The 21284-nt window shown below is 52.7% G+C and carries 8 protein-coding genes; 5 read left to right on the top strand and 3 right to left on the bottom strand.

Annotated features, from left to right (window positions below; translation table 11 throughout):
* The first annotated feature begins 3 nt into the window (after positions 1-3).
* Positions 4-2196: a hypothetical protein gene (locus CRO62_RS03020; RefSeq protein WP_323455446.1), complete on the top strand. Its 2193-nt coding sequence runs from the start codon at positions 4-6 to the stop codon at positions 2194-2196.
* Positions 2197-2324: 128 nt separating this feature from the next.
* Here the strand turns inward: CRO62_RS03020 and CRO62_RS03015 are convergent, their stop codons facing one another.
* The 3 genes from CRO62_RS03015 to CRO62_RS27000 all read right to left on the bottom strand — a co-directional run bounded on the left by CRO62_RS03015 (position 2325) and on the right by CRO62_RS27000 (position 7633).
* Entirely contained in the window at positions 2325-3767 is a 1443-nt protein-coding gene (locus tag CRO62_RS03015; protein ID WP_097099138.1) for an HAD family hydrolase, read from the bottom strand.
* A gap of 300 nt (positions 3768-4067) precedes the next feature.
* Positions 4068-5084, bottom strand: a complete 1017-nt coding sequence (locus CRO62_RS03010; protein ID WP_179784443.1) for a ComEC/Rec2 family competence protein — start codon at positions 5082-5084, stop codon at positions 4068-4070.
* Positions 5085-5092: 8 nt separating this feature from the next.
* Complete coding sequence (locus CRO62_RS27000) at positions 5093-7633, bottom strand: hypothetical protein (protein WP_143539379.1); 2541 nt, start codon at positions 7631-7633, stop codon at positions 5093-5095.
* 1567 nt (positions 7634-9200) lie between these two features.
* On the opposite strand from CRO62_RS27000, the gene CRO62_RS02985 reads away from it, so the two are divergent.
* The 4 genes from CRO62_RS02985 (at position 9201) to CRO62_RS02970 (ending at position 21245) form a co-directional block, all read left to right on the top strand.
* The gene (locus CRO62_RS02985) at positions 9201-9395 is read left to right on the top strand and encodes a hypothetical protein (RefSeq protein WP_097099132.1); all 195 of its coding nucleotides are present in this window, start codon (positions 9201-9203) and stop codon (positions 9393-9395) included.
* Positions 9396-9760: 365 nt separating this feature from the next.
* A complete protein-coding gene (locus tag CRO62_RS02980) occupies positions 9761-10222 on the top strand; it encodes a toxin-activating lysine-acyltransferase (RefSeq protein WP_097099131.1) in 462 nt (153 codons plus the stop codon).
* Positions 10223-10361: 139 nt separating this feature from the next.
* On the top strand, positions 10362-10889 hold the full coding sequence (locus CRO62_RS02975; protein WP_097099130.1) for a hypothetical protein: 528 nt from the start codon (positions 10362-10364) through the stop codon (positions 10887-10889).
* Positions 10890-10898: 9 nt separating this feature from the next.
* The gene (locus CRO62_RS02970; RefSeq protein WP_097099129.1) at positions 10899-21245 is read left to right on the top strand and encodes a calcium-binding protein; all 10347 of its coding nucleotides are present in this window, start codon (positions 10899-10901) and stop codon (positions 21243-21245) included.
* Positions 21246-21284: the final 39 nt, after the last annotated feature.

The following is a 21284-nucleotide window of genomic DNA, read 5'->3' as shown; positions in this document are numbered from 1 at the left end:
GACATGGAACGCGGCCGCAAGCGCCATCCATCTCCCGAAGAGACCGAAGCGGCGAAGAAGTCGGCGCCGCCAATCATGCAGCGCTCGCGAGCGCAAATCGCCACTTCCTATGCTCCCGGTGTCCTGATGACATGGGAAGGAGGGCGGGGCATCTGTAAGTCGCTCCCGATCAAGATGCCGTTCTCGCAGCGGCTGCCCAGAAACGTGAGCGACACCATCTTCGAGGGTGTCCGCGAATTCGCGGAAAGCTGGAAGGAAAGGGCAAGGGAAGGGTGCCCGGATGCGCCCGACGAATTCATTCTCGACGATGCCTTCTACGACCTCGCCACCAAGGAAGTCAGGGTCAACCAGACCGATTTCGTTCTGAACCAGCCGAACGTCGTGGGTTACGTGCCGTATCCGTTGTTGTTTCAGTGCGGAGATTGCGGGACCGTCCGAGAATACAAGAGCGTCGCCGAACTTGCTGATAAGAAGCTGCCTGCCCGCTGCAAGGACCACGAATCCCGCTGGACGCAGGTCGACGTCGTATATGCCCACTGGTACGGCACCATCGAGCCGCTGAGCCCCTATAACTACACCTTCGACGACCGCACGGGCACGACCCGGCAAATCACGCACTGCACCTGCGGATGGCAGCACTTCACTCTGAAAAACAGCGCTCCTGTGTTTTCAGAATGGAAGTACGTCTGCGAAGGATGCGGGACGCCGCGCGATCTCAAGAAGGCCGAACGACATGTCCTTCAAAAGCTCAAAACCGACAGTTTACAGCCTGAGGGGAGGTCCTTCGAGTGGATCGAAATCGACATGCTCCCGGTATCCTACCGAGCAAGCAGCGCCTTCTATCCGCAACGCGCTAGCTTTATCGAACTGCGGGAGACCAAGGTCGTCGAGCTGATGAGGACGACACATGCGGAAGAGCTTCTGCAGAAGCTCGCCGCGATCCATTCCATACCCTACCAAGAGCCGTCCGATGCGGAAATTGAGGCCATCCTGGAGAAAGCTGGCAAGCAGGAAGATTGGGACGAGTATACGTTTCTGAGAAAGACGTACCAGAAGCGGGCCGAAGGAGCGCCCGATCGCGCCGATCTCGGCAACGCGATGCGTAAGCTCCGCGAAGGTTGGTTCGATGCAGGCCTGCTCGAGAGAGGGAGACTGCAAAGCGAGGCGATCGAGCTCGCGGTCGGAATCCGCAAGGACTGGGCTCGGAAGTTTGACCCGATCAGACTGACGATCGAACACGCAGCCTTTGTGGAGGAGCATATTCAGGACGGCCAGACCGGGGTGCGGAAGACGGCGGTTGATGTCGTCAATCCCGATATCACACTCATGGAAAAGGCTGGCGTCGCAGAAGAACTGAAGCGCTATCAAACCGACATCAGGGACCTCTTCGGAAAGACCGGTATCAGCCAGATGTATGTGCTCCGGAGCCTGCCGATCTGCGAGTACAGTTTCGGTTACACCCGCGTATCGTCGACCCCTGTGTACCAACGAGAGTCCAACAACCGCAAAGTCCCAATGCCCGTCCGCCTGGTGGCGTTCGATACAATGCGGGATGGTGACAGGCCGATTTATGTCACGCAGCAGAAGAACGAGGCGCTCTACATCAAGCTTGACGAGCAGCGCGTCCTGAAATGGCTCCAGAAAAACAATGTGGAAGGTCTCCCGGCTTCGGCGTCGGACCTCCCAAGAGCGTATCTCGAATCCTATGAGGATTTTGGCCAGTTCCTCGACAGGTACAAGAACAAGGAACGACAGGGCAGATCGCGCGAGCTTGCGCCGTTCGTCTACATGCTCCTTCACTCCCTATCCCACCAGCTCATCCACTCGCTGGCTGATGCCTCAGGCCTCGATCGCGATGGGATCGGCGAATACATATTCCCCGCCGATCTCGCATTCACGATCTACCGGAAAGGAATGACTCCGGATTTGGCCAATATCTCGGCGATGTGGCGAAACCACGCCATGAACTTCTTGCGCCGCTCGATCGATCCACGAATGCTGCGATGCGGCTCAGGCAGTCTGTGCGACAGCCGCGGCGGCGCCTGCCCGGCCTGCATCATGGTGAGCGAGATTTCATGCAGCGCGTCGAACCTGTTGCTTTCCAGATCAGTTCTGAAAGGCGGCCCGGCACCTGAATGGGAGGCCCCTGGCTCTGCTGACATCGTCGGCTACTTCGACTACGGCTCGTATAGATGACAAAACCTCGCTTTGCCCCGCCGGGCAGGGAAGGCTTGGCTGGTGCCCCAAACTTTTTGATCGAGGGCATCCTGGCACTCGCCTGTGCCAGGACGGTCAGTTGCTCCGCAAGTATCCGCTTCTTGATGCTACGATCGCTTAGGCTCTTCAATGACGCGCGCATCGCGCGGGGCGCCACCTGGTGGTTGTGGCTGCGCAATTAGCAGAGTGAGAAGTACTACCCCTAGCATCGCTAAGCCAGCAGCATAGAATATCGTGAGCCGCCGTTCAGAATTTGTTCTCCAGCAGAGGATTTTCACATTGCCGCTCATTTGCGAGATCGTTGTGCCGAGACCTATTCCTGGAATTCGGTCGGCAAACTCTTTCTCGATTGTGCTGGCGTGTTTAACAGCTCCTCGAAGGAAGATGTGATACCAGTATCTATCCATAAAAAAGAACGCTAGCCAGGCGAAGCCAGCGGCGAGTACGAGCCCCACGCCGGCTGAAATTCTGACACCAAAGACATCCGCCTGAAGGCCCTGTTGATAGGTGAAGCCCACTGAAGCGATCAACGCACCCACCACGGTTATCGCGAAATTCCTTATGCGCATTTCCAGATCATTGAAATGTTGTTGGACGTCGACGGTTTTCTTCCAGGTTTCAAGCGCGTACTGAGTTGTCGTGATATCGTCCACGATCGTGCCAGGTGGAAGATCAAAGGATTCGAAGTCGCAGTGAATGAAGATTTCAGCAAAGGAATCTGTCAGCACCGCACTTGGTTCGAAGTCGTGGCCCTTCTCAACAATGGATTTTTCACGCTGAACGTCCGCTTCTGTCCAATGGGACACTTGCCGCAGAAGATCGTATTCGGGACGGCGCTGACTCTCGCCGTACTTCGCGTGTATGTCGAAGACACCGACATCCCGCGCCATTGCAACATCTTTGAAAAGGCTGTCTCCGACGTAGGCGCAGCGATCGATGGTGGCGCCTACCGTCTTGATTATATCCAGCAGCACGCGCGGATTTGGTTTGAGTTCACCTGGTGGGGTGTGACGAGATTCCGTAACCTGTAGTTCGTAGAACTCCTCTGGAAGTCTTCGCATGCTATCGACCGACACGCCGCTCGGCATATCGTGGTCCTCGGGACTAAACATTATGTCGATTACGCCGTCCAGGCCAAAGCGCTTCAGGCGGTATGCACTATAAAACGCCATCGATTCCGTGTAAGCAACGATCTTAGTGCCTTGGTCTTTAATCCGCCACAGGGACCTAAAAACGCTTGGATAGAGTTTGAGATTGAGGTCGCAACCCTGCCGCGACAATTCGATCGCGTCTCGAAACTTCGCCCGTATGTCCCCGCGTTGGCGCAAGTCGGCAAGTGCCTCGATTTCCTCGAGGAGAAAAGTGTATTCCGAGGTGCGGCGTGTCCGATGGACATTTTGGATTTCAGCCTGAATTTCCGCTTCGGCGCGGCCAGTCTGTTTCAATACCTCGCGGTAAATCGGCTCAAACGACGCGTACCATACCGCGAACCAATCAAAGAGAGTGTTATCAAGATCAAGTATTAGGGTATCGACGACTTTGCGCGGCACAGGATGCCCTTTCAAAATTTTTGGTGGCGCGGTTCGCGGCCATAGCTGAGCAATGTGAATACGCTGTGTCCCAGCGCAAATACCTTACGACAATAATGTCGTCTGTCCTGCGATCATAGGGCAAGCCGCTCCAGACGCTGCGCCATGCACCGGTCTACAGACGCTCGCGAGAAAGACCTTGCCGCGAGCTGGGGGTGGAAAAGCGCCCTTGGTGGGCAGTGAGAACGTGCATTGCAAGCACGACAAATGTAAATACTGTTGCACTGAATTTGTAGCCTTATCTACTCGAGCCAAGCAGCATCAAATTACAACCTCCTTGAACAATGCGCTGCTTTCCGGATAACTGCTTGAAAAACTGGGCCATCCCTCGGGGACTTTTTCCCACCAGACAGTGCGGTCGACCCAGTAGTTGAAAAGGAAGATCGGGTTTTTTCGAACTTTAAGAATTCTAGCAAACAACGTAACGTCCGGGTGTTTGAAGCGGTCGCCATTCGTGCTGATAAGGTAACGATCGCATTCAATGGCCTTCAATAGCTGCTCGCTTGTGTTGCCCTTGCTCCCGTGATGCGACAGTTTAAGTAGCGAGACCTTAGGTCTGTCGCTCGGCCAATGTATCGTAATGCCTTTCAAAACAACGTCTGGATGAGCGTCTCCTGTCAGCAGGGCAAGCTTCCCGCCGAAACCTAGCATCAACGCGATGCTACTACCATTTGCAACGGAAGTGTCCTTTTTGAAGGGACGGGAGGCAACAGCCGTAAACGCGCCCGGCGGCCAGACGTCAGTCGCGCCCAGCACATCGGCGGGCTTTTCCACACGATCGGTCACCTTCGGCCAAGCCGCTGCAAGCTTTGTCAATCGCGGCTGGTCAGGTGAAACCACCCAGACGTCCAATCCGCCTTCAAGTGTGATTTTACCAGCGCCGGACTTGATCGCCTTACCACCGAAGGCGGAATTCCATGGGTGGCGCCCTTCGAGTTGTTTCGAAAGCATGTCGCCGTCCTCTGATCCAAGGACATCTGTCTTGATGAGATGCTTGCGACCGTTGAACCATACGTCCGCGATCTCTAGCCATGACGGCGGTTCCTTTAGCAACTCGATGATCCCGCCAATATGATCGAAATCATAATGTGTTACGACGAGGGCCTCGAGGCGAAGCCGGCCCTCGACCTTGTGCTGGGCCAAGACCTCCAAGAGGTTGCCGGCTGCGTCAGCAGTTCCCCCGTCGATCAGCACGTACCGAAGGTCCTGCTGATTTGGGCCGTAGGCGACGAAGAGGCTGTCGCCGTAGTCTGCCTGGATTGCCTTAATCGTAAACATCGTGCCCCTCATCCACCTAAAACAATATCGGCATCGCCGAGGGCGACTAGGACCAGCCCAGTTGCTACCTCGTCTGCCAGAAGCTCCCGCCTCAGCTCCACGATGAACTCTCCCAACGTCACGGCCACGGAACCCCTTGCAGCATCTCGAATGCGCTTTCCTAGATAGAGCGCTGCAGTGTTTGCATGTCGTCCGAGAATGTCGGTCAACGCCGCTACGACGACGCGCGTGCTGCCTCTCCGCATGATTCTTGCCGGCAGGCTGAGTGAAGGTATCGCGCTGACGGCGCTCTTACACCCTAGCAATATCGCGACGGGTACAGTCCCGAACTCAAGCCGTGAGCTGTTTCGTTGGTGATCGGCGCCAATGAAAATCTTGGTGTCGTCGATGTGAGCGATTAGAATGCCCATCGTGAAGTCTTCATCTACGACGGCCTCCTCCCATTCTTCCCAGTTTTCCAATCGAGGTGCGAGCTCGTCCACAATCGACTGTATGCGCGCAAAAGTAAGGCCGCTTGGAAGCGTGTCGTCGTCTCCGAACTCATCGGCAATATCGCTTGCCGCAAACGCTATTTGGCCGATCCGCCCGATTTGATGGCGTGCTGCAAGTTCAAGAGACTCTTTCAGCCAAATCGGACCTAGCGGTCCCTCGCTCCAAACCTTCCGTTCGATAACCGTTCGAAGCCCTAAGAAGCCCATCGGGCATAGTACCTCAGCATCCTGGCGCGTCCCACACCTAGCGCGGAGCTTTTTCGATCGCAGGCACGTCTGGAAGTCAGGGCACAGAGGAGCCCTCGGGTCCTTCGGCACAATGCCATCGTAGAGAAATTCGAGAGGAAAAAAAGCGTTGTCCTTTGTCGTCAGCTGAACGCGCTGAAGGTCAGAGGGCCAGACTCCGATCTCTTCCCGTATGACCTCGAGCAGGCTGCTCCCGACGTCCGCAAGCTGCATGAGCGCGTCTCGAAGCGATATTTCAGGGTTGGTGACGACAGTCTCAAGCAGGTTGCTGGCCGTCGCGCGCAAGGTGCCGATTTCACCACTGTCGAAGGCAGTGATTTGGACACCGTTGGGGGATAGGACGGTTGCGCTCGGGCGCGAACCCAGCGAGTCGTTGACCATCAAGGCCAGATCGAAAGATTTCCGTTCTTTCTCAAGGGACGTAAAATCGGCCTCGAAAGAAAGCCTGATCCCGCCTCGTGGCTTCGCCTTTAATCTTGCGGTCTGCAAAATCTGCGTGCCGTCGCAAACCATGAAACGCAGATCGAGTTCTTTCTGCGAGATGATCTCATAGTCGAACTCAATGAGGTTAGACGAACCGCGACGAGGGAGGCTTATCTGGGCTGTGCGGACATCTCGATCCAGTTCGACCATATGCACCTGCAATTTCCGTGTGTCACCTCTCCAGTTGATCAAGTCATCCGGGAAGTCGGGTACACCAGTCGATGAAAACGTTTTTGGTCTTATTATCAGCTCGATTCGCAGTTGACCCGAGGGCGGTAGGTCCCGAACTCGGCGCTTGCCTTGATAAACGGTGGCTTCGAGCATCCTCTTGGATGGCGGTGGAGCACGCAGTTCCTCAGCTTCCGGGACCGTATCGTAAAGCGGTTGGTCAGGCAGGAGCTGCGGCTGATATCCCCCGATATAGCTGTCAGTCCGAGGAAGAACCTCGCGGTATTGTTCTCTAAGATATTGCCGACTTTGATGGAGAAAAGTTTGATTGGCTGCAACGAGTTCCGCTTCAACGGCTTGTGCGCGATTGGCAAATCGAACGGCTCTGTCAATGCTGACGAAATTTGCCCGCCAATGGGTACCAAAGCTGCCAATCCATTCGTGGGCATTTTGTTGGGGAACGCGAACTACGCATCGCGCTGCCTTCTCGACGCGGATATCGTCAAGCCTGTCGATGACCGCGCGCGAATTATCTTCGAGGATGATAACGACATTCGCCGCAATCTTCGAAGCGAGAAGCTCCGTCGCGGAAGTTGCTACCACGATATCGGCTTTTTCACCGGTGCTTTCGAAGACCGCGTCGCCAATTGCCTCAGCCAAAGCTAAGCCAACGGATCGCGATAGTGACGCATCTGGCGAGGTAACCACGATCTTACCATCGGGCCGATCGACATTGATACGGCGAGGCTTTCGGTTCACCGGCCAGTCATAAAATATTGCCGTATTCGGCAGAGCATGGGCCAAATCTGCTCGAACCACTTCTGGTGCATTTTCTGTCGTATCCCAGTCCCAGACATCACGGGCAATTCGAATTCGTAGCCCTGGCCGCGACCTGGCCGTTGACTTGAACAATCGGCCAAGGATCACCGCCTTTGCGGGGTCAAGCCATTCGGAGATCGAAAGAACCGCTTCGTCTCCGCCCCAAGCGACAGTTTCGTGGCCGGGTATGGCGCGTTGAAGCGCTTCCTCCAAGGCTGACCTCGACTTCAGGTAGTACCAGTCCCAACCGTTCTGTTTGAGCAATATGCCAGCCGCTGCGCGGGCAGCAGATCCATACTCTGTAAATCGACCGCCCAGCCATTCAATGTCGTCAAATTTCATAAAGTCCCCCAAACACAACCACAGAATACAAACGCGCCGATTAAGATGCACGCTTTATTTGGTTGGGTAGACATGCTCGAACGTTAAGAAATTTTGGGTATGAGCGGCGTTAGCCATCAAAGCATTGACTCCAGCAATTGATCGACTTCTCAGTACGAAACATCATAGTCGCTTCTTGTTGTCTCCTCGTCCGCTAAATTTAGGTTGGCGACCGGAATACCGCGACAGCAACCGGAGAAAGTGTTGAGCCCTTTTCCCACGCCATGATGATCACCGTGACGCGATAGTCCTTCACCTCTCAATACTGGCTCACCATCCGCGTTTTCAATAGCTTAGCAATTTTGAGCTGCGGGTCGTCAGTTCGATTCCGCTCAAGGCGATGACAACTTTTCCCTATTCGGGATCTGGGTAGCAAAGGAACAGAAAGCTACATAAGGATTTCCCAGCCTTGATGCCAGTTCGGACGCGTTCAACATTGCTTCAGGTACGCGACTAGGCCCTTCAAACATCGACGTGCTTTACGACGTGAGGCGCCCAAGAGGATCGCGAGATTTCGTCTTCGGTCGGGTTCACCGTCTCATACTCCTCCAACAGCGTCAGGAACGCCCGATGTGGATGCATGACATCCTCGGGCTTGCGGAATCCCCACTCACATTCCTCGCAATGCGCATAGATCATCTGTCGGGTCACGTCCTTCTGTAGACAGAGGCGGCCCTGATTGTCACACTGTGGGCAGGTCCCAACATAATAGATTTTCGCCATCAACAATCGCCGCCTCCGCTATCCCCGCCGGTGTCGTTGCAGCCGCCGGTATGCGGAAGATAGTCGTGGCCGCCAGAGCTACCCGTTATGCCGCTGGCAAGCACTCGCCGCAGCCCCTCTCTCCGCGGCCAGATGAAGATCAACAGCACGAGTAGGACCAATGCGAAGCTTCCGGCTATCATGAATTGCAACAACAATCCCAAATCTCCTCTCTGCTTGATTGTCCTGCTAGAATAGTCCCATCAGTATGAGATGAAACCAGCAAAAGACCTGGAAAGCCGCCGAATTTCACAAACACCCTTCCACATAACCATAGCCGATAGACTCTCCCACATTTAAGTTAATATGGAGGCGGGCATCGATATGCTGGCTAAACGTGTTTCACCGGCGAGCAAAACCTTGATCTGAAACGCGACAGGTTGGCGCGTGCCGGGTGCTAGAAGATCTACGACAATGTCTGCTCGGCGTGCGCGCCGAAACGCTTTGCCCAGCGAAGGCGCTTGAGATCGTTTGGGCAGGCGACGCGCTTTTAGTAAGGAAACTCCCTCGCATCGACCGCTCGCTAGTAGTTGGCATGGTGACCGTGAATAAAGCAGCAAGGGATCGACCTGAAAGTCCTGATGGGCGACCTAGACACCACAACGACAATCGACTGCTTCGTCTTCGGCATCTTTACGACGCTGGCAGAGTCGATGAGTTGAGCCTCTTTCATGCATGGGCGCTAACGTACGGGAACATTTTGACTAGCGTGCATGTCGAAGACATGGCTATCTGGCCCGCTTGCACTTCGGAAGGATGAACTACCATGCAGAAATCCCATAAAAGCCTGATCTTGGCTCTGGCGTTGATCATCGGAGGTGTTCTGGCTTTCTTCCTCTTTCTCTACCTTACGGGACACGATCCCGACGAGAGCCCGCTCACCCTGATTGAGTGGGTTATCGGTGGAGCTCTCATCGGGCCCGGTTTTGGCTACCTGTTGAGGTGGAGAGCCGTCAAATAACTGGCCGTCCGCTCGGTCCTGATTGCTGTTGTGTAGTCTTTTCTTGCGAAACGTCTTCAAATGACCGGGTCGGCGGTTCAGTTTGGTTCAAGAGCATGTCAACTGGGGATTTATCGGCCTTCCTTTCAGTTCCATGCAAAGCTAACGACCTTGCAGTAACGCACAGAACCTTCGTTTCCTCAGAGGCGGGGAATTATTGCTGAGCCGCCCAGAGTTTTTTTGTGCCGTGGCCCGGACGACGATCACCACTTGCATAACCTATTAATTTGAGCGGTTGAAGTTCTATCACATCTGAATATCTCAATTTTGAGTTGATAAATGAAAGCAGATTTGTAAAGGTAAATAGGTGGAAATGGGGGTGTGCGATGCAAAGCACCAATAAAGCGAATTCGGATCACCAAAACGAGCTTGGGCTACGCAAAGGGGCCGGTCAGGCGCGTGTTAATGCTATCGGCCACGCCGTATGGCTCATGTCGCGCTCACCACTCCATAAACACCTGATGATCACTGATATTGAATGGCTTGTAACGCCTCCAATTATGTTGGGGCAGTTCCATTTGTGGGAACGTGCCGGCAACCCTTACGGATTTGCATCGTGGGCATTTCTTGGAGACGAGGCAGAAGAGCGAATTGTGACGAACGGCATCCGCCGCCTAATGCCAACAGACTGGAAGTCTGGCGATCAATTGTGGCTGATTGATTTCATATGTCCCTTTGGGGGTCAGGATGGATTGATCGAAGAACTAAAGACACGGGTTTTGTCAGCTCAAAGATTTAAGATGTTGCAGGCGGCGCCGGGTGGACGAAGGGCGGTTGTGGAATGGTAGCAAAATCAACGTCTACGATTTGCATACGATGAGCTGAAGATACTCCCGAGAGAGTGTCTACGATGCCAAATGAGATTGCCAATACTATCTCCTTTTTAGAATGTTTTTTTGAAGAGAATGTATATCCAGTGGTGGAAGCATGATGTGGAAAGTTTCGGGTTTAGAGGGAATTCCAACCAGTTGGAACGGAAGTTTTCTAGTCGTAGATCCAGTGACTGAAGCTATTTCGGCGGATCGCCGAAAAGATGTCGGGGTATATAACTCAAATTTATTAATATTCGATCTTGATAAAATCACAGATGACGTTCTGGTTACCGCTTCTTGGCAGGAGGCCGCTGGCAAGCGAAATAGGACGGCTGAGCTCCATCGCTTAAAGTATAAACAGATTATTGCTTCTGTAATTGGCGATGCCGATCTAACAAAAAGAATTACAGAAGACTGGTTCATTTTAAATACTAAGCAAAAAATTGGTGAAGGTGAGCATTACAACGCTGAAATGGACTACATGATGGAACTATACGCCGCTTACGGCGGTGATGATTTAAATGAAGCGGCAATGATTATTACTAATTGTCTAAATAATATAAAATCTAATTTGGTATGCCTAACGCGATTCGAAGAAGCTGTTAAGCAATTTTCCCCGATTTACTTCCGTGTTTTAGGCTGAGGTATATTAATGTCCGAATTAGCTTTCGTAGATACAAATGCCTTAATTTATCTAGGAAAAGAGCAGCTGCAGACGGGAAATGCTGCCCTAGATTCCCTTTTTACTCCAAATAATACCGTTGTTATTACTTCAACGATTCTGGCTGAGGTGACGCGCGGAGGCTACCCTGATGGGGCGCTTGTTGCTGCTTGGATTGCTAAGGGTCAAGCGTTGGGAAAAATACAAGTAGTTCCCACTCCGCAATTTCTTCCCGGATCCAGCAACGGTGAGAGAAGTATGGTCGCTGCGTCGGAGCAATTCGGCGATTCACCAATATTTTTTGTTTCGAATGACAATTATTTTGCTTCTGTAGAGCTCGGAGCAAATCAAAGATATTACAATCCTCAGGAATTTCTTCTGAAGAGCTTTCTTGATGGCGGAATAAGTGCCGCACAATACTTTATTACTGCCGGAAATATATTTTTGTATAGTGGTATACCTCCAATTGCTACGCCGGGAACTAATATAGTTGGTTCAAATGGCGCGCGAATTGACACTAGCGACCCCGCAGTTGTTATTGTGACGGACGCGCATGGTAACGTTCATAATTTCACACCTTTCGACAAATTTAGAATTGATCCTGATGGTTCAGTACATCATCTCGGCATTTTCAAGCCTCAAGATTACTGTTTTTCCGCAGGAACTCTGATTGAAATGGCGGACGGTACGCAGCGCCCGATAGAGTCGATCTGCGTTGATGACTTAGTAATTGCCTATAATAGCTTTGGCGAACTGATACCAAGTAGGGTCGTTCGCCTGTTTTATAATATGACCGATAAATGGATCGAACTTCGCTTTTTATCTAACTCAGATGAACAAGTGCTATTAGTCACTCCTGGTCACAGGTTTGCGACTGGCACCGGTAATTTCGACGTTATCGAAAACTTGATCGACTGGAATACCGGATCTGGCCGCCTTCTATCGAAGAATGGTTCGCCAGTTTCAGTCACGGCTCGTCGAATTTTTTTAGATGAAAAAGATGTAATTGAAAAAAAACTGACAGATATTTCAAATGTTTTTTCTTCGTCTGAAAATATTCGTAAAACATTCAATTTTGAGGTTGAAATATATCATACCTATATCGCGAATGGCATACGCGTTCACAATGATTCTCTTTTCCTTCCGCAAACAGACGAGGCGAATCTTGCGGACAATATTCTACACCAAATTTCAAATATAATTTTTGCCGATAGCCCTTGGCAGAATATCCTGATCGGGTCGGCACTGCGGTCGTTTGGTTCTGTAGCCGCAGACGCCCTGTTGGGCGATGACGATTTCAACGGTGAGCTTTTGCTGGGGCGCTATGCCCTCAACGTCATTGACAGCGTAGGCGGTTACGCTGGCCGCTCACTGGTTTCGGCACTCATTGGCGATGCAGACATTGATCCAGCACTTGCCAGCGCGCTGTCAATTTTTGCTCAGCAAACTGGTTCTAATCTGGCGCAACTTGCTGCGCTAGAGTTCCTTGCAGCGAATGCCGGCGGAACTATTGCGTTTGAAGCGCAACAAGCGCTCGACAATTCTGCCAATGGCTTCAATTTCGGTGAGATCATTGCATCGGCAGGCTTCGCAGCGCTTGGATCCTATGCCGGGTCACAACTAGCCGATTTGCTCGATATGGATCCAGAGCTTGCGGCACTTGTCGCAGGCCCGACACAGGCTGCCATCGTCAAAATCGGCGACAATATTATTGCCGGCAATCCCTGGAATGTGGGCGTCTCCACCTCCATGCTGACCTCGCTAGGGAGTGTGGCGGGAACGATCCTAGCCAACAATATCGGAAACTTCGATACTTACACTGAGCAGATGGGCTCAAATATCGGCTCCAATATTGGCGCATTCATCTTCAGTTCGCTTGGACCCGTTGGAACATTTATCGGATCTCTCCTGGGAGGTTTGCTCGGTGGTCTTATCGGCGGGATATTCGGCGACGATCCAGAAGGGTTCGCTGATGTCGAATTCAATACGCTCGAAGATCTGTATCGAATTACGAGGGTTTACGGTGAAGATCGAACACACAAAGACGTTGCGCGCGATTTGGGTGAAAGCCACATCAGTATTGTCAAGTCCATTCTTGATTTGGTCGATGGCGATGTGCTGGCCGGTAACGTTGCGCGCCTGACCTTTGGTTTCGTCGAAAAGGATTTTTCCGTCAAGATCGATGGGCACGAGTACAATCTCGGGTCGGATGCCAAGAGCACGATCAATATAGGTGTCTTCGAGGCGCTGCGATCGATGGAGATTGCTGGTGGTGATGTTTACGCGCGCCGGGCAATCTATGCGACGTTGGAAACTTATGAAGAGTGGTCGATCAACACCGATGGCGCGACGGCTGTTCCAAGAACGGTGATCGATCCGACAGGCGGAAGCGCAAGTACGCAAGAGACGTCCAGTTCGGACGCTCTCAATCAGTTGATGTCCGCGTTGATGATCGCCAAAGAATATCAGAATTATCTGCGGAACATTTCTGCAATCAACGCTATTATCGCTGCCGATCCGAACAGCGAATTCGCCATCGGCTGGCAGATGACGCTTGCGCAGGTGTTTGCCCTTGGTATTCATCAGCGATCGGAAATCGACTGGACGGGTGGCTGGGACTGGTGGTTGCAGCATAATGCTGTCACCAGCGATAAAGTCGCGTTCACTTATCTTGATGGAGAACGCTGGTTCGTACTCGGGGCGGATTCGCCAATGGTTATTGCGGACACGATAGCGCCGGGACAGAAAGACACCATTAGCGGCGGAGATCGTTCTGATTATATATTTGTCGATGGCGACAGGTTTGACGGCGATGTTTCGCAATCCGGTAAAGCCGGCGAGTTCATCGGTTTTAACGGCTTTGACAGGGCTGGCAAAACCGAGATTGGCTTTGCCGCGCGGATGAACGGTGGCGCAGGTGACGATCAGATCTACGGCGGCGACCTCGGCAATGATCTGTTTGGTGGTGCCGGTAACGATCTTCTTATTGGTGGAAAACTCGATGACTGGCTGTTCGGCGGGGATGGAGATGATGTTCTTCTGTCCGGTGGCGGGCTTGGTGACGTTCTGGACGGAGGATCTGGAAACGATCGCTTATTGGGTGACGATTCCGAAGACTGGCTCTCAGGCGGTACCGGCGACGATGTGCTGCGCGGCTTCGCCGGCAATGACATCCTGGAAGGCGGAGCCGGACGTGATATATTGATCGGCGGCGATGGTGCGGACAGATATGTTTACCGCGTTGATAGCGGTGTAGATGTGATCAGCGACTCCGGAGTGACCGGAAATGATGTCATCGTATTTGGAAACGGTATTATTCCCTCTGACCTGATCATCCACCGTTCGGCCGTCGGTGATGATCTCATGATCCGGATTAACAGCAACCAATCAGCGCTCCTAGTTATAACCGGCGGCTTTTTGACCGACTTTAGCGGTATCGAACGCTTCGAATTTGCCGATGGCACGGTGTGGTCAAAGGGTCAGATAATTTCCGCGATCACGCAAGGCGTTCTTCCATCGGTTATCTCTGTGGGTGATTCAGCATCCACCACTAGTGCAGGCACGTTCGGGGATGATGATCTGGCCGGTGCGGGTGGAGAGGATATCCTCCAGGGAGGTGTCGGATCTGACACCTACCGCTTCAATCTCGGTGATGGGGCGGACACCATCATCGACCTCGGTCTTTCTCGCGACATCGACCGGGTGGTGTTTGGAGCCGATATTGTTCCCGCTAATTTGGTCTTGACCAGGGATTCTGCCAATAGTTCTGTGCTTGTGATTGGCGTTGAAGGCACTAACGACAAGCTTTCGATCCACTATCGGAATCCCGATTTTTCTGACGGCATCGAATTATTCGAATTCGCTGACGGCACCCGCCTGTCTTACAGCGAACTTAACAAGCTGTACATCAATCAGAACCAGACGACGGGTAGCGACATTCTGGCTGGCGGGTTCTCTGACGAGATCCTATCAGGCGGCAAAGGCAACGACACACTGCGTGGCGGCGGTGGATATGATCAACTTGTTGGCGGAGAAGGCGACGACACATACATCTACCACCGAGGCGACGGGTACATCGTCATTTCAGAGAATTCGGGCGCGGATAAACTGGTTTTCGGCGCAGGCATTTCTTTCGAGGATGTTCATTTGTCGGTGGGCGGGAGGGACGACCGTTCGCTGCTCATTACATTCCGCGGAATGCCAGGACGCATTGAGGTGTTGGGCCAACTGTCGAGTTTCCCGCTCGAACGGTTCGAATTTGCGGATGGAACAATCTGGTCTGCACAAGACATCAAAAATGCACTCGTCGCGAGAGCCACGGACAGAAATAGTGATTATATCGTGGGCTCGTCGCAAGCAGATGTGCTCAATGGCAGCGCGGGGAATGATCGGATTTACGGCTATAACGATAAGGACCAGATTCGCGGTGGGGCCGGGGATGACGTTCTGATCGGTGGCTGGCATGATGACACTTATTATTACGATCTCGGTGACGGGAGCGATGTGATTATTGAAGGATATGGCTACGGTGACATCGATAAGCTGATTTTTGGAACCGGCATCTCTCTTTCAAATCTTTCATATTCACAGGATCCAAATTCAGCGGCGGCTACCTGGATTACCTTCGCCAACGGCGACCGGCTGACTCTCCTGAACATGGGTCGCTATTACCTGGGTGGCGTGGAGGTTCTTCAGACGGCTGACGGCACTACGCTTGACGGCCAGCAGATCCTCGATCTTTTCCGCTCTTCGTGGATGAGTGCGGGCAAGGATGTCATTCGTGGTTTCGATACGACCGATCTTCTGAACGGTGGGGCCGGTGATGATCGCCTCTATGGTTATGACGACAACGATCAGCTTATTGGCGGAACAGGCGACGACGTCCTGATCGGCGGCTGGGGCGACGACACCTATTATTACAATCTCGGTGACGGCAACGATGTTATCGTTGATGAAACTCATCAAGGTACAGCCGATAAGCTGATATTCGGAAATGGCATCTCACTTTCAAATCTTTCGTATTCACAGGATCCGTATTCATCAGCCAACGGCTGGATTACCTTCGCAAACGGCGACCGGCTGACTCTCCTGAACATGGGTCGCTATTACCTGGGTGGCGTGGAGGTTCTTCAGACGGCTGATGGCACTACGCTTGACCGCCAGCAGATCCTCGATCTTTTCCGCTCTTCGTGGATGAGTGCGGGCAAGGATGTCATTCGTGGTTTCGATACGACCGATCTTCTGAACGGTGGGGCCGGTGATGATCGCCTCTATGGTTATGACGACAACGATCAGCTTATTGGCGGAACAGGCGACGACGTCCTGATCGGCGGCTGGGGCGACGACACCTATTATTACAATCTCGGTGACGGCAACGATGTTATCGTTGATGAAACTCATCAAGGTACAGCCGATAAGCTGATATTCGGAAATGGCATCTCACTTTCAAATCTTTCGTATTCACAGGATCCGTATTCATCCGCTAACGGCTGGATTACCTTCGCCAACGGCGACCGGCTGACTCTCCTGAACATGGGTCGCTACTACCTGGGTGGCGTGGAGGTTCTTCAGACGGCTGACGGCACTACGCTTGACCGCCAGCAGATCCTCGATCTTTTCCGCTCTTCGTGGATGAGTGCGGGCAAGGATGTCATTCGTGGTTTCGATACGACCGATCTTCTGAACGGTGGGGCCGGTGATGATCGCCTCTATGGTTATGACGACAACGATCAGCTTATTGGCGGAACAGGCGACGACGTCCTGATCGGCGGCTGGGGCGACGACACCTATTATTACAATCTCGGTGACGGCAACGATGTCATCGTAGAGGAGGCATTCCAAGGTAGTAGTGACCGTCTGGTGTTCGGACCAGGTATTTATGCTTCAGACTTAACCTTCAGTTTTGATGCTTATGATACAGATACGCTAAGAATATACTTGTCGGATGGTTCGGCACTCGTCATCAAGGACGCCTTCGGAACAAATGGTGGAGGCATCGAACGTCTTGAGTTCACTGACGGTACATTTTGGGATCGTAGTGCACTTGCTGCTGCCGTTGGCCAGCAAGCAGTTACTCTTAACACTATCAAGGGCAACAGCGGTGCAAATACTCTTGTCGGGACATCCGCAAATGATAGCCTAGATGGATTGGAAGGGGCGGATACAATATCAGGCGGAGCGGGAGATGATTTTGCAGATGGGGGACTGGGCAACGACACATATCTGTTTAGCCGGGGTGACGGGCGTGACGTCTTTTTCGGAAACTCCGGAACAGATACATTAAAGCTTGGCAGTAATATTGATAAATCGGATATTCTGGTCAAGCTTTACGAGATCAACCATCAGTATCTCACACTGAAGATTAGTGGGACGACGGACGAAATCAGTGTAGTGGATGTCGAGAAGATCGAGTTCGCGGACGGTACAGTATGGACCGAAGCGCAACTTTATCAGGTTTACGCCGATCAGAATTCGACCTCTGGCGACGACTACATTCATACCTATGACGGCGATGATGTCATCAATACCGGCGCGGGCGATGACCAAATTTACTCTGAAGATGGTGATGACATCATCTCCGGCGGTACAGGTGACGACTATGCCGACGGCAACTGGGGCAACGACACCTACATCTTTAACAGGGGTGACGGTCGTGACGTATTTGACGGTTCCTTCGAGACCGACACCTTGCGATTTGGTACCAATATATCGCCTTCGGATATCATTGTTCGCCTTATGGAAGCCAATCATAGCTTCCTTACGCTAAAAATTGCCGGAACAACGGATGAAATCAGTGTACGCGATGTCGAGAAGATCGAGTTCGCGGACGGTACGGTATGGACCGAGGCACAGCTTTATCAGGTTTATGCCGACCAAAATTCGTCGTCGGGCGACGACTACATTCACACATATGACGGCGATGATGTCATCAATACCGGCGCGGGTGATGACCGGATTTACTCTGAAGATGGCGACGACATCATCACGGGCGGTATGGGGGACGACTATGCCGATGGCAACTGGGGCAATGACACCTACATCTTTAACCGGGGTGACGGTCGCGACGTATTTGACGGCGCTTTCGAGACCGACATCTTGCGGTTTGGTGCCAATATATCGCCTTCGGATATCATTGTTCGGCTTATGGAAGCCGATCACACCTTCCTGACACTGCAGATTGCCAGGACCACGGATGAAGTCAGCGTACGCGACGTCGAGAAGATCGAGTTCGCTGACGGAACGATCTGGACCCAGTCTCAATTATACCAGACCTACGCAGATCAGAATTCGACATCTGGGGACGACTACATTCATACGTCGTATCTGAATGACGTCATAAATTCCGGGGCCGGCGATGACCGCATCTATGGCGAAGCCGGCGATGACATCATCTCGGGTGGCACTGGCGACGACTATGCCGACGGCGGCTCTGGAGACAATATTTATATCTTCAATAAAGGCGATGGTCGCGACGTCTTCCAAGGCGGGATTTATAACGACACCATTCGCTTCGGTGAAGGGATACTTCCGAGCGATATAGTTGTCAGACTGAATGAAGCAGATCAGACGTTCTTCACGCTACGGATTTCCGGCTCCAATGACGAGATAAGCATCCGATCCGTTGAGAAAATCTCGTTTGCCAACGGCGTGTTTTGGACGGAGGCTCAAGTTCATCAGATTTACGCTGACCAGAACTCGACGACTGGTGACGATTACCTCTACTTTTCGTCGGGGACTGCGATTGTCAATACTGGTGCAGGTGACGACCGTGTCATCATGTACCAAGGAAACGACGTCATCGCAGGAGGTATCGGCGATGATTATGTCGACGGCAATGCCGGAAACGACGTCTACATCTTCAACCGTGGTGACGGGAAAGATGTCTTCTATGGGAGCAGTGGTTCGGACACATTACGTTTCGGGCCGACAATCGGTCTGGGTGATTTGCGCGTGTTTAGCGGTCCGTCTGAATGGACCACGATATTCTTGCCTGATACGGGCGATATTGTTGAGATTTCGAGCGTAGAATTCGTAGAGTTTGCGGATGGAACGCGTATTTCTGTGTCAGATCTGCCTAAGAGCCTGCAGCAGTCCTCAACAAGTGCTGGAGCGGTTGTAGGCACTTCGGCAAATGATATCCTGGTTGGAACAGGAGAAAACGACAGATTGCACGGTCTCGGTGGTGACGACCGGCTGTCGGGAGGAAGGGGGGGCGACACGTACGTATTCGGGTTAGGCGACGGCCACGATATAATTGAAGAAGACGCCGATACCATCTCAACCGATGCGCTTGAACTGGGCAGTGGAATAACGACTGCTGATGTCTTCTTCGAAGTTTCCGCACAGAATGCTGACGATCTTGTTTTGCGCATCAGATCGCGCGAAGAGACCATCGTTCTAAAAAATCAGTTGGCGACCAATGGGGCCGGAATAGAGCGCCTGCTGTTTGCCAATGGAACAGTTTGGACGAGAGAGAGTATCACGGTGACCGCTGGCGGTAACCAACCCTCAAACGGCGATGATATTCTTACGGGAACCTATCGCGCCGACGTCTTGCGTGGTGGAACCGGAAATGATGTTCTAAATGGTGGGCTGGGGGCAGACCGCTACCTGTACTCGCTTGGCGATGGAAACGACAGGATCTCCGACGTTTCGCCGGTGGATGAAATCGACGAACTCGTTTTCGAATTTGCTTATTCGGGGTCGGGTATTGCGTTCAAACGCGCCAGCGACGGGTCTTCTCTGTTGATCACGGTCGGTGGCTCATCGATCGTTATCGAAAACCAGTTGGACGGCTCCGGTCATGGTATCGATCTGGTGACATTCTCCTCGGGAGAACATTTGAGCCGCAGCGACGTCGAGATCCTTGTCCTCGCATCTTCGATGACCTCCGGAAATGACGTGATCGCCGGCACGGGGGGAGGCGATGTGATAAGCGGCGGGGCCGGCGATGATGTAGCAGACGGCAAAGAAGGCTCCGACACCTATCATTTCGGGGTCAACGATGGGCACGATGTCATTCAGGACAGCGGTCAGAATCCCGCTAACGACGTTCTTGTCTTCGGCGCGGGGATTTTCTCGACATCGGCTCGCATCTTGCGTGAAGCGAGCGGTCTTTACAGAATCGAAGGCGACAACAACGCTTGGTCGATTACCTTGGTGGGCGAGTTTGGTGGGATCGAAGAGTTCAGGTTTGCCGACAATGTAGTGTGGACGCAAACTAGCCTTAAACAAGCGTACTACAACAGCCTTGCATCCGGGAATGCTGGGACGATCATTGGCGACTCTACCAACGAGATCATCAACGGTGGTGTGGCATCCGAGATCATTCGGGGTGGCGCAGGCGACGACCAATTGAACGGAGCGGGAGGAGATGACTTCATTTTCGGTGACGCCGGCAATGATGCCCTGTTCGGAGGTGATGGTAGTGACACCCTCGAAGGGGGGCTTGGGCTTGATCGTTATGATGGTGGAAATGGCTTCGATACGGTTGACTTCAGCTATTCTGGGGCCGGCTGGATCATCAATCTTCTGGGGGGGCAGGCCCACACTCTCGCGAATCCCGAGGGAATTGAGACCCTAATCTCCATCGAAAAGATTGTGACCGGCTCCGGTAATGACAATTTGACAGGCGGAATCGCTAACGAAGTGCTCATCGCAGGGGCAGGCGATGATTACCTAGACGGCGGAGCGGGCGACGATGAACTGATTGGCGGTAAGGGCGACGATGTTTACAACTATGGACGTGGGGGTGGCCACGATACGGTTGCGGAAGACCAATTGGCCGGAAACGCCGATCGACTGGTTTTTAACGGTTTGTCGACTGCTGACATTGGGTTAAGCCGCATGGGCGACGATCTCATTATCTCAGTGTGGGACAGTTCTGCTGGCGCCAACGATGGTGGATCAATCACGATAAAGAATACTCTCGGCGAGAACTCAAACAGTGGCATCGAACTGTTTACATTGATGGAAGGGACCTACACGAAGGCGGATGTTCAAAGTGTCTTGTTGTCGCAAGCAATGACGGCAAACGATGACGTGATCGAAGGTTTCCGCAATACCGGCGATTATCTCGAAGGCGGTGCGGGCAACGACGCTTTCGTTTTCAAGCCAAACTTCGGCTGGGATACGATTGGTGACTTTGTCTCAGGCGCGGGAACTGATGACGTTCTCGAGTTCCGCGGTGGCGTCCTGGCAGACTTTGAGGCAGTTCTGGCCGCGGCGTCACAAGTTGGTAATGACACCATTATCAACATTGACGGCACAAATGGCATTACGCTCGCGAACGTCAATCTTGCCGACCTGCATCGGGATGACGTGCGTTTCGTTGCATAACAACCGGAGCCCACGATCGAGTTCTCCCGTTGGCAGGAA

The organism is Rhizobium sp. AN6A (assembly GCF_900215635.1).
GTDB classification, from domain to species: Bacteria; Pseudomonadota; Alphaproteobacteria; order Rhizobiales; family Rhizobiaceae; genus Agrobacterium; species Agrobacterium tumefaciens.
Note: the sequence above shows the minus strand (reverse complement) of the source record. Positions and strands in the feature narration are given on the sequence as shown.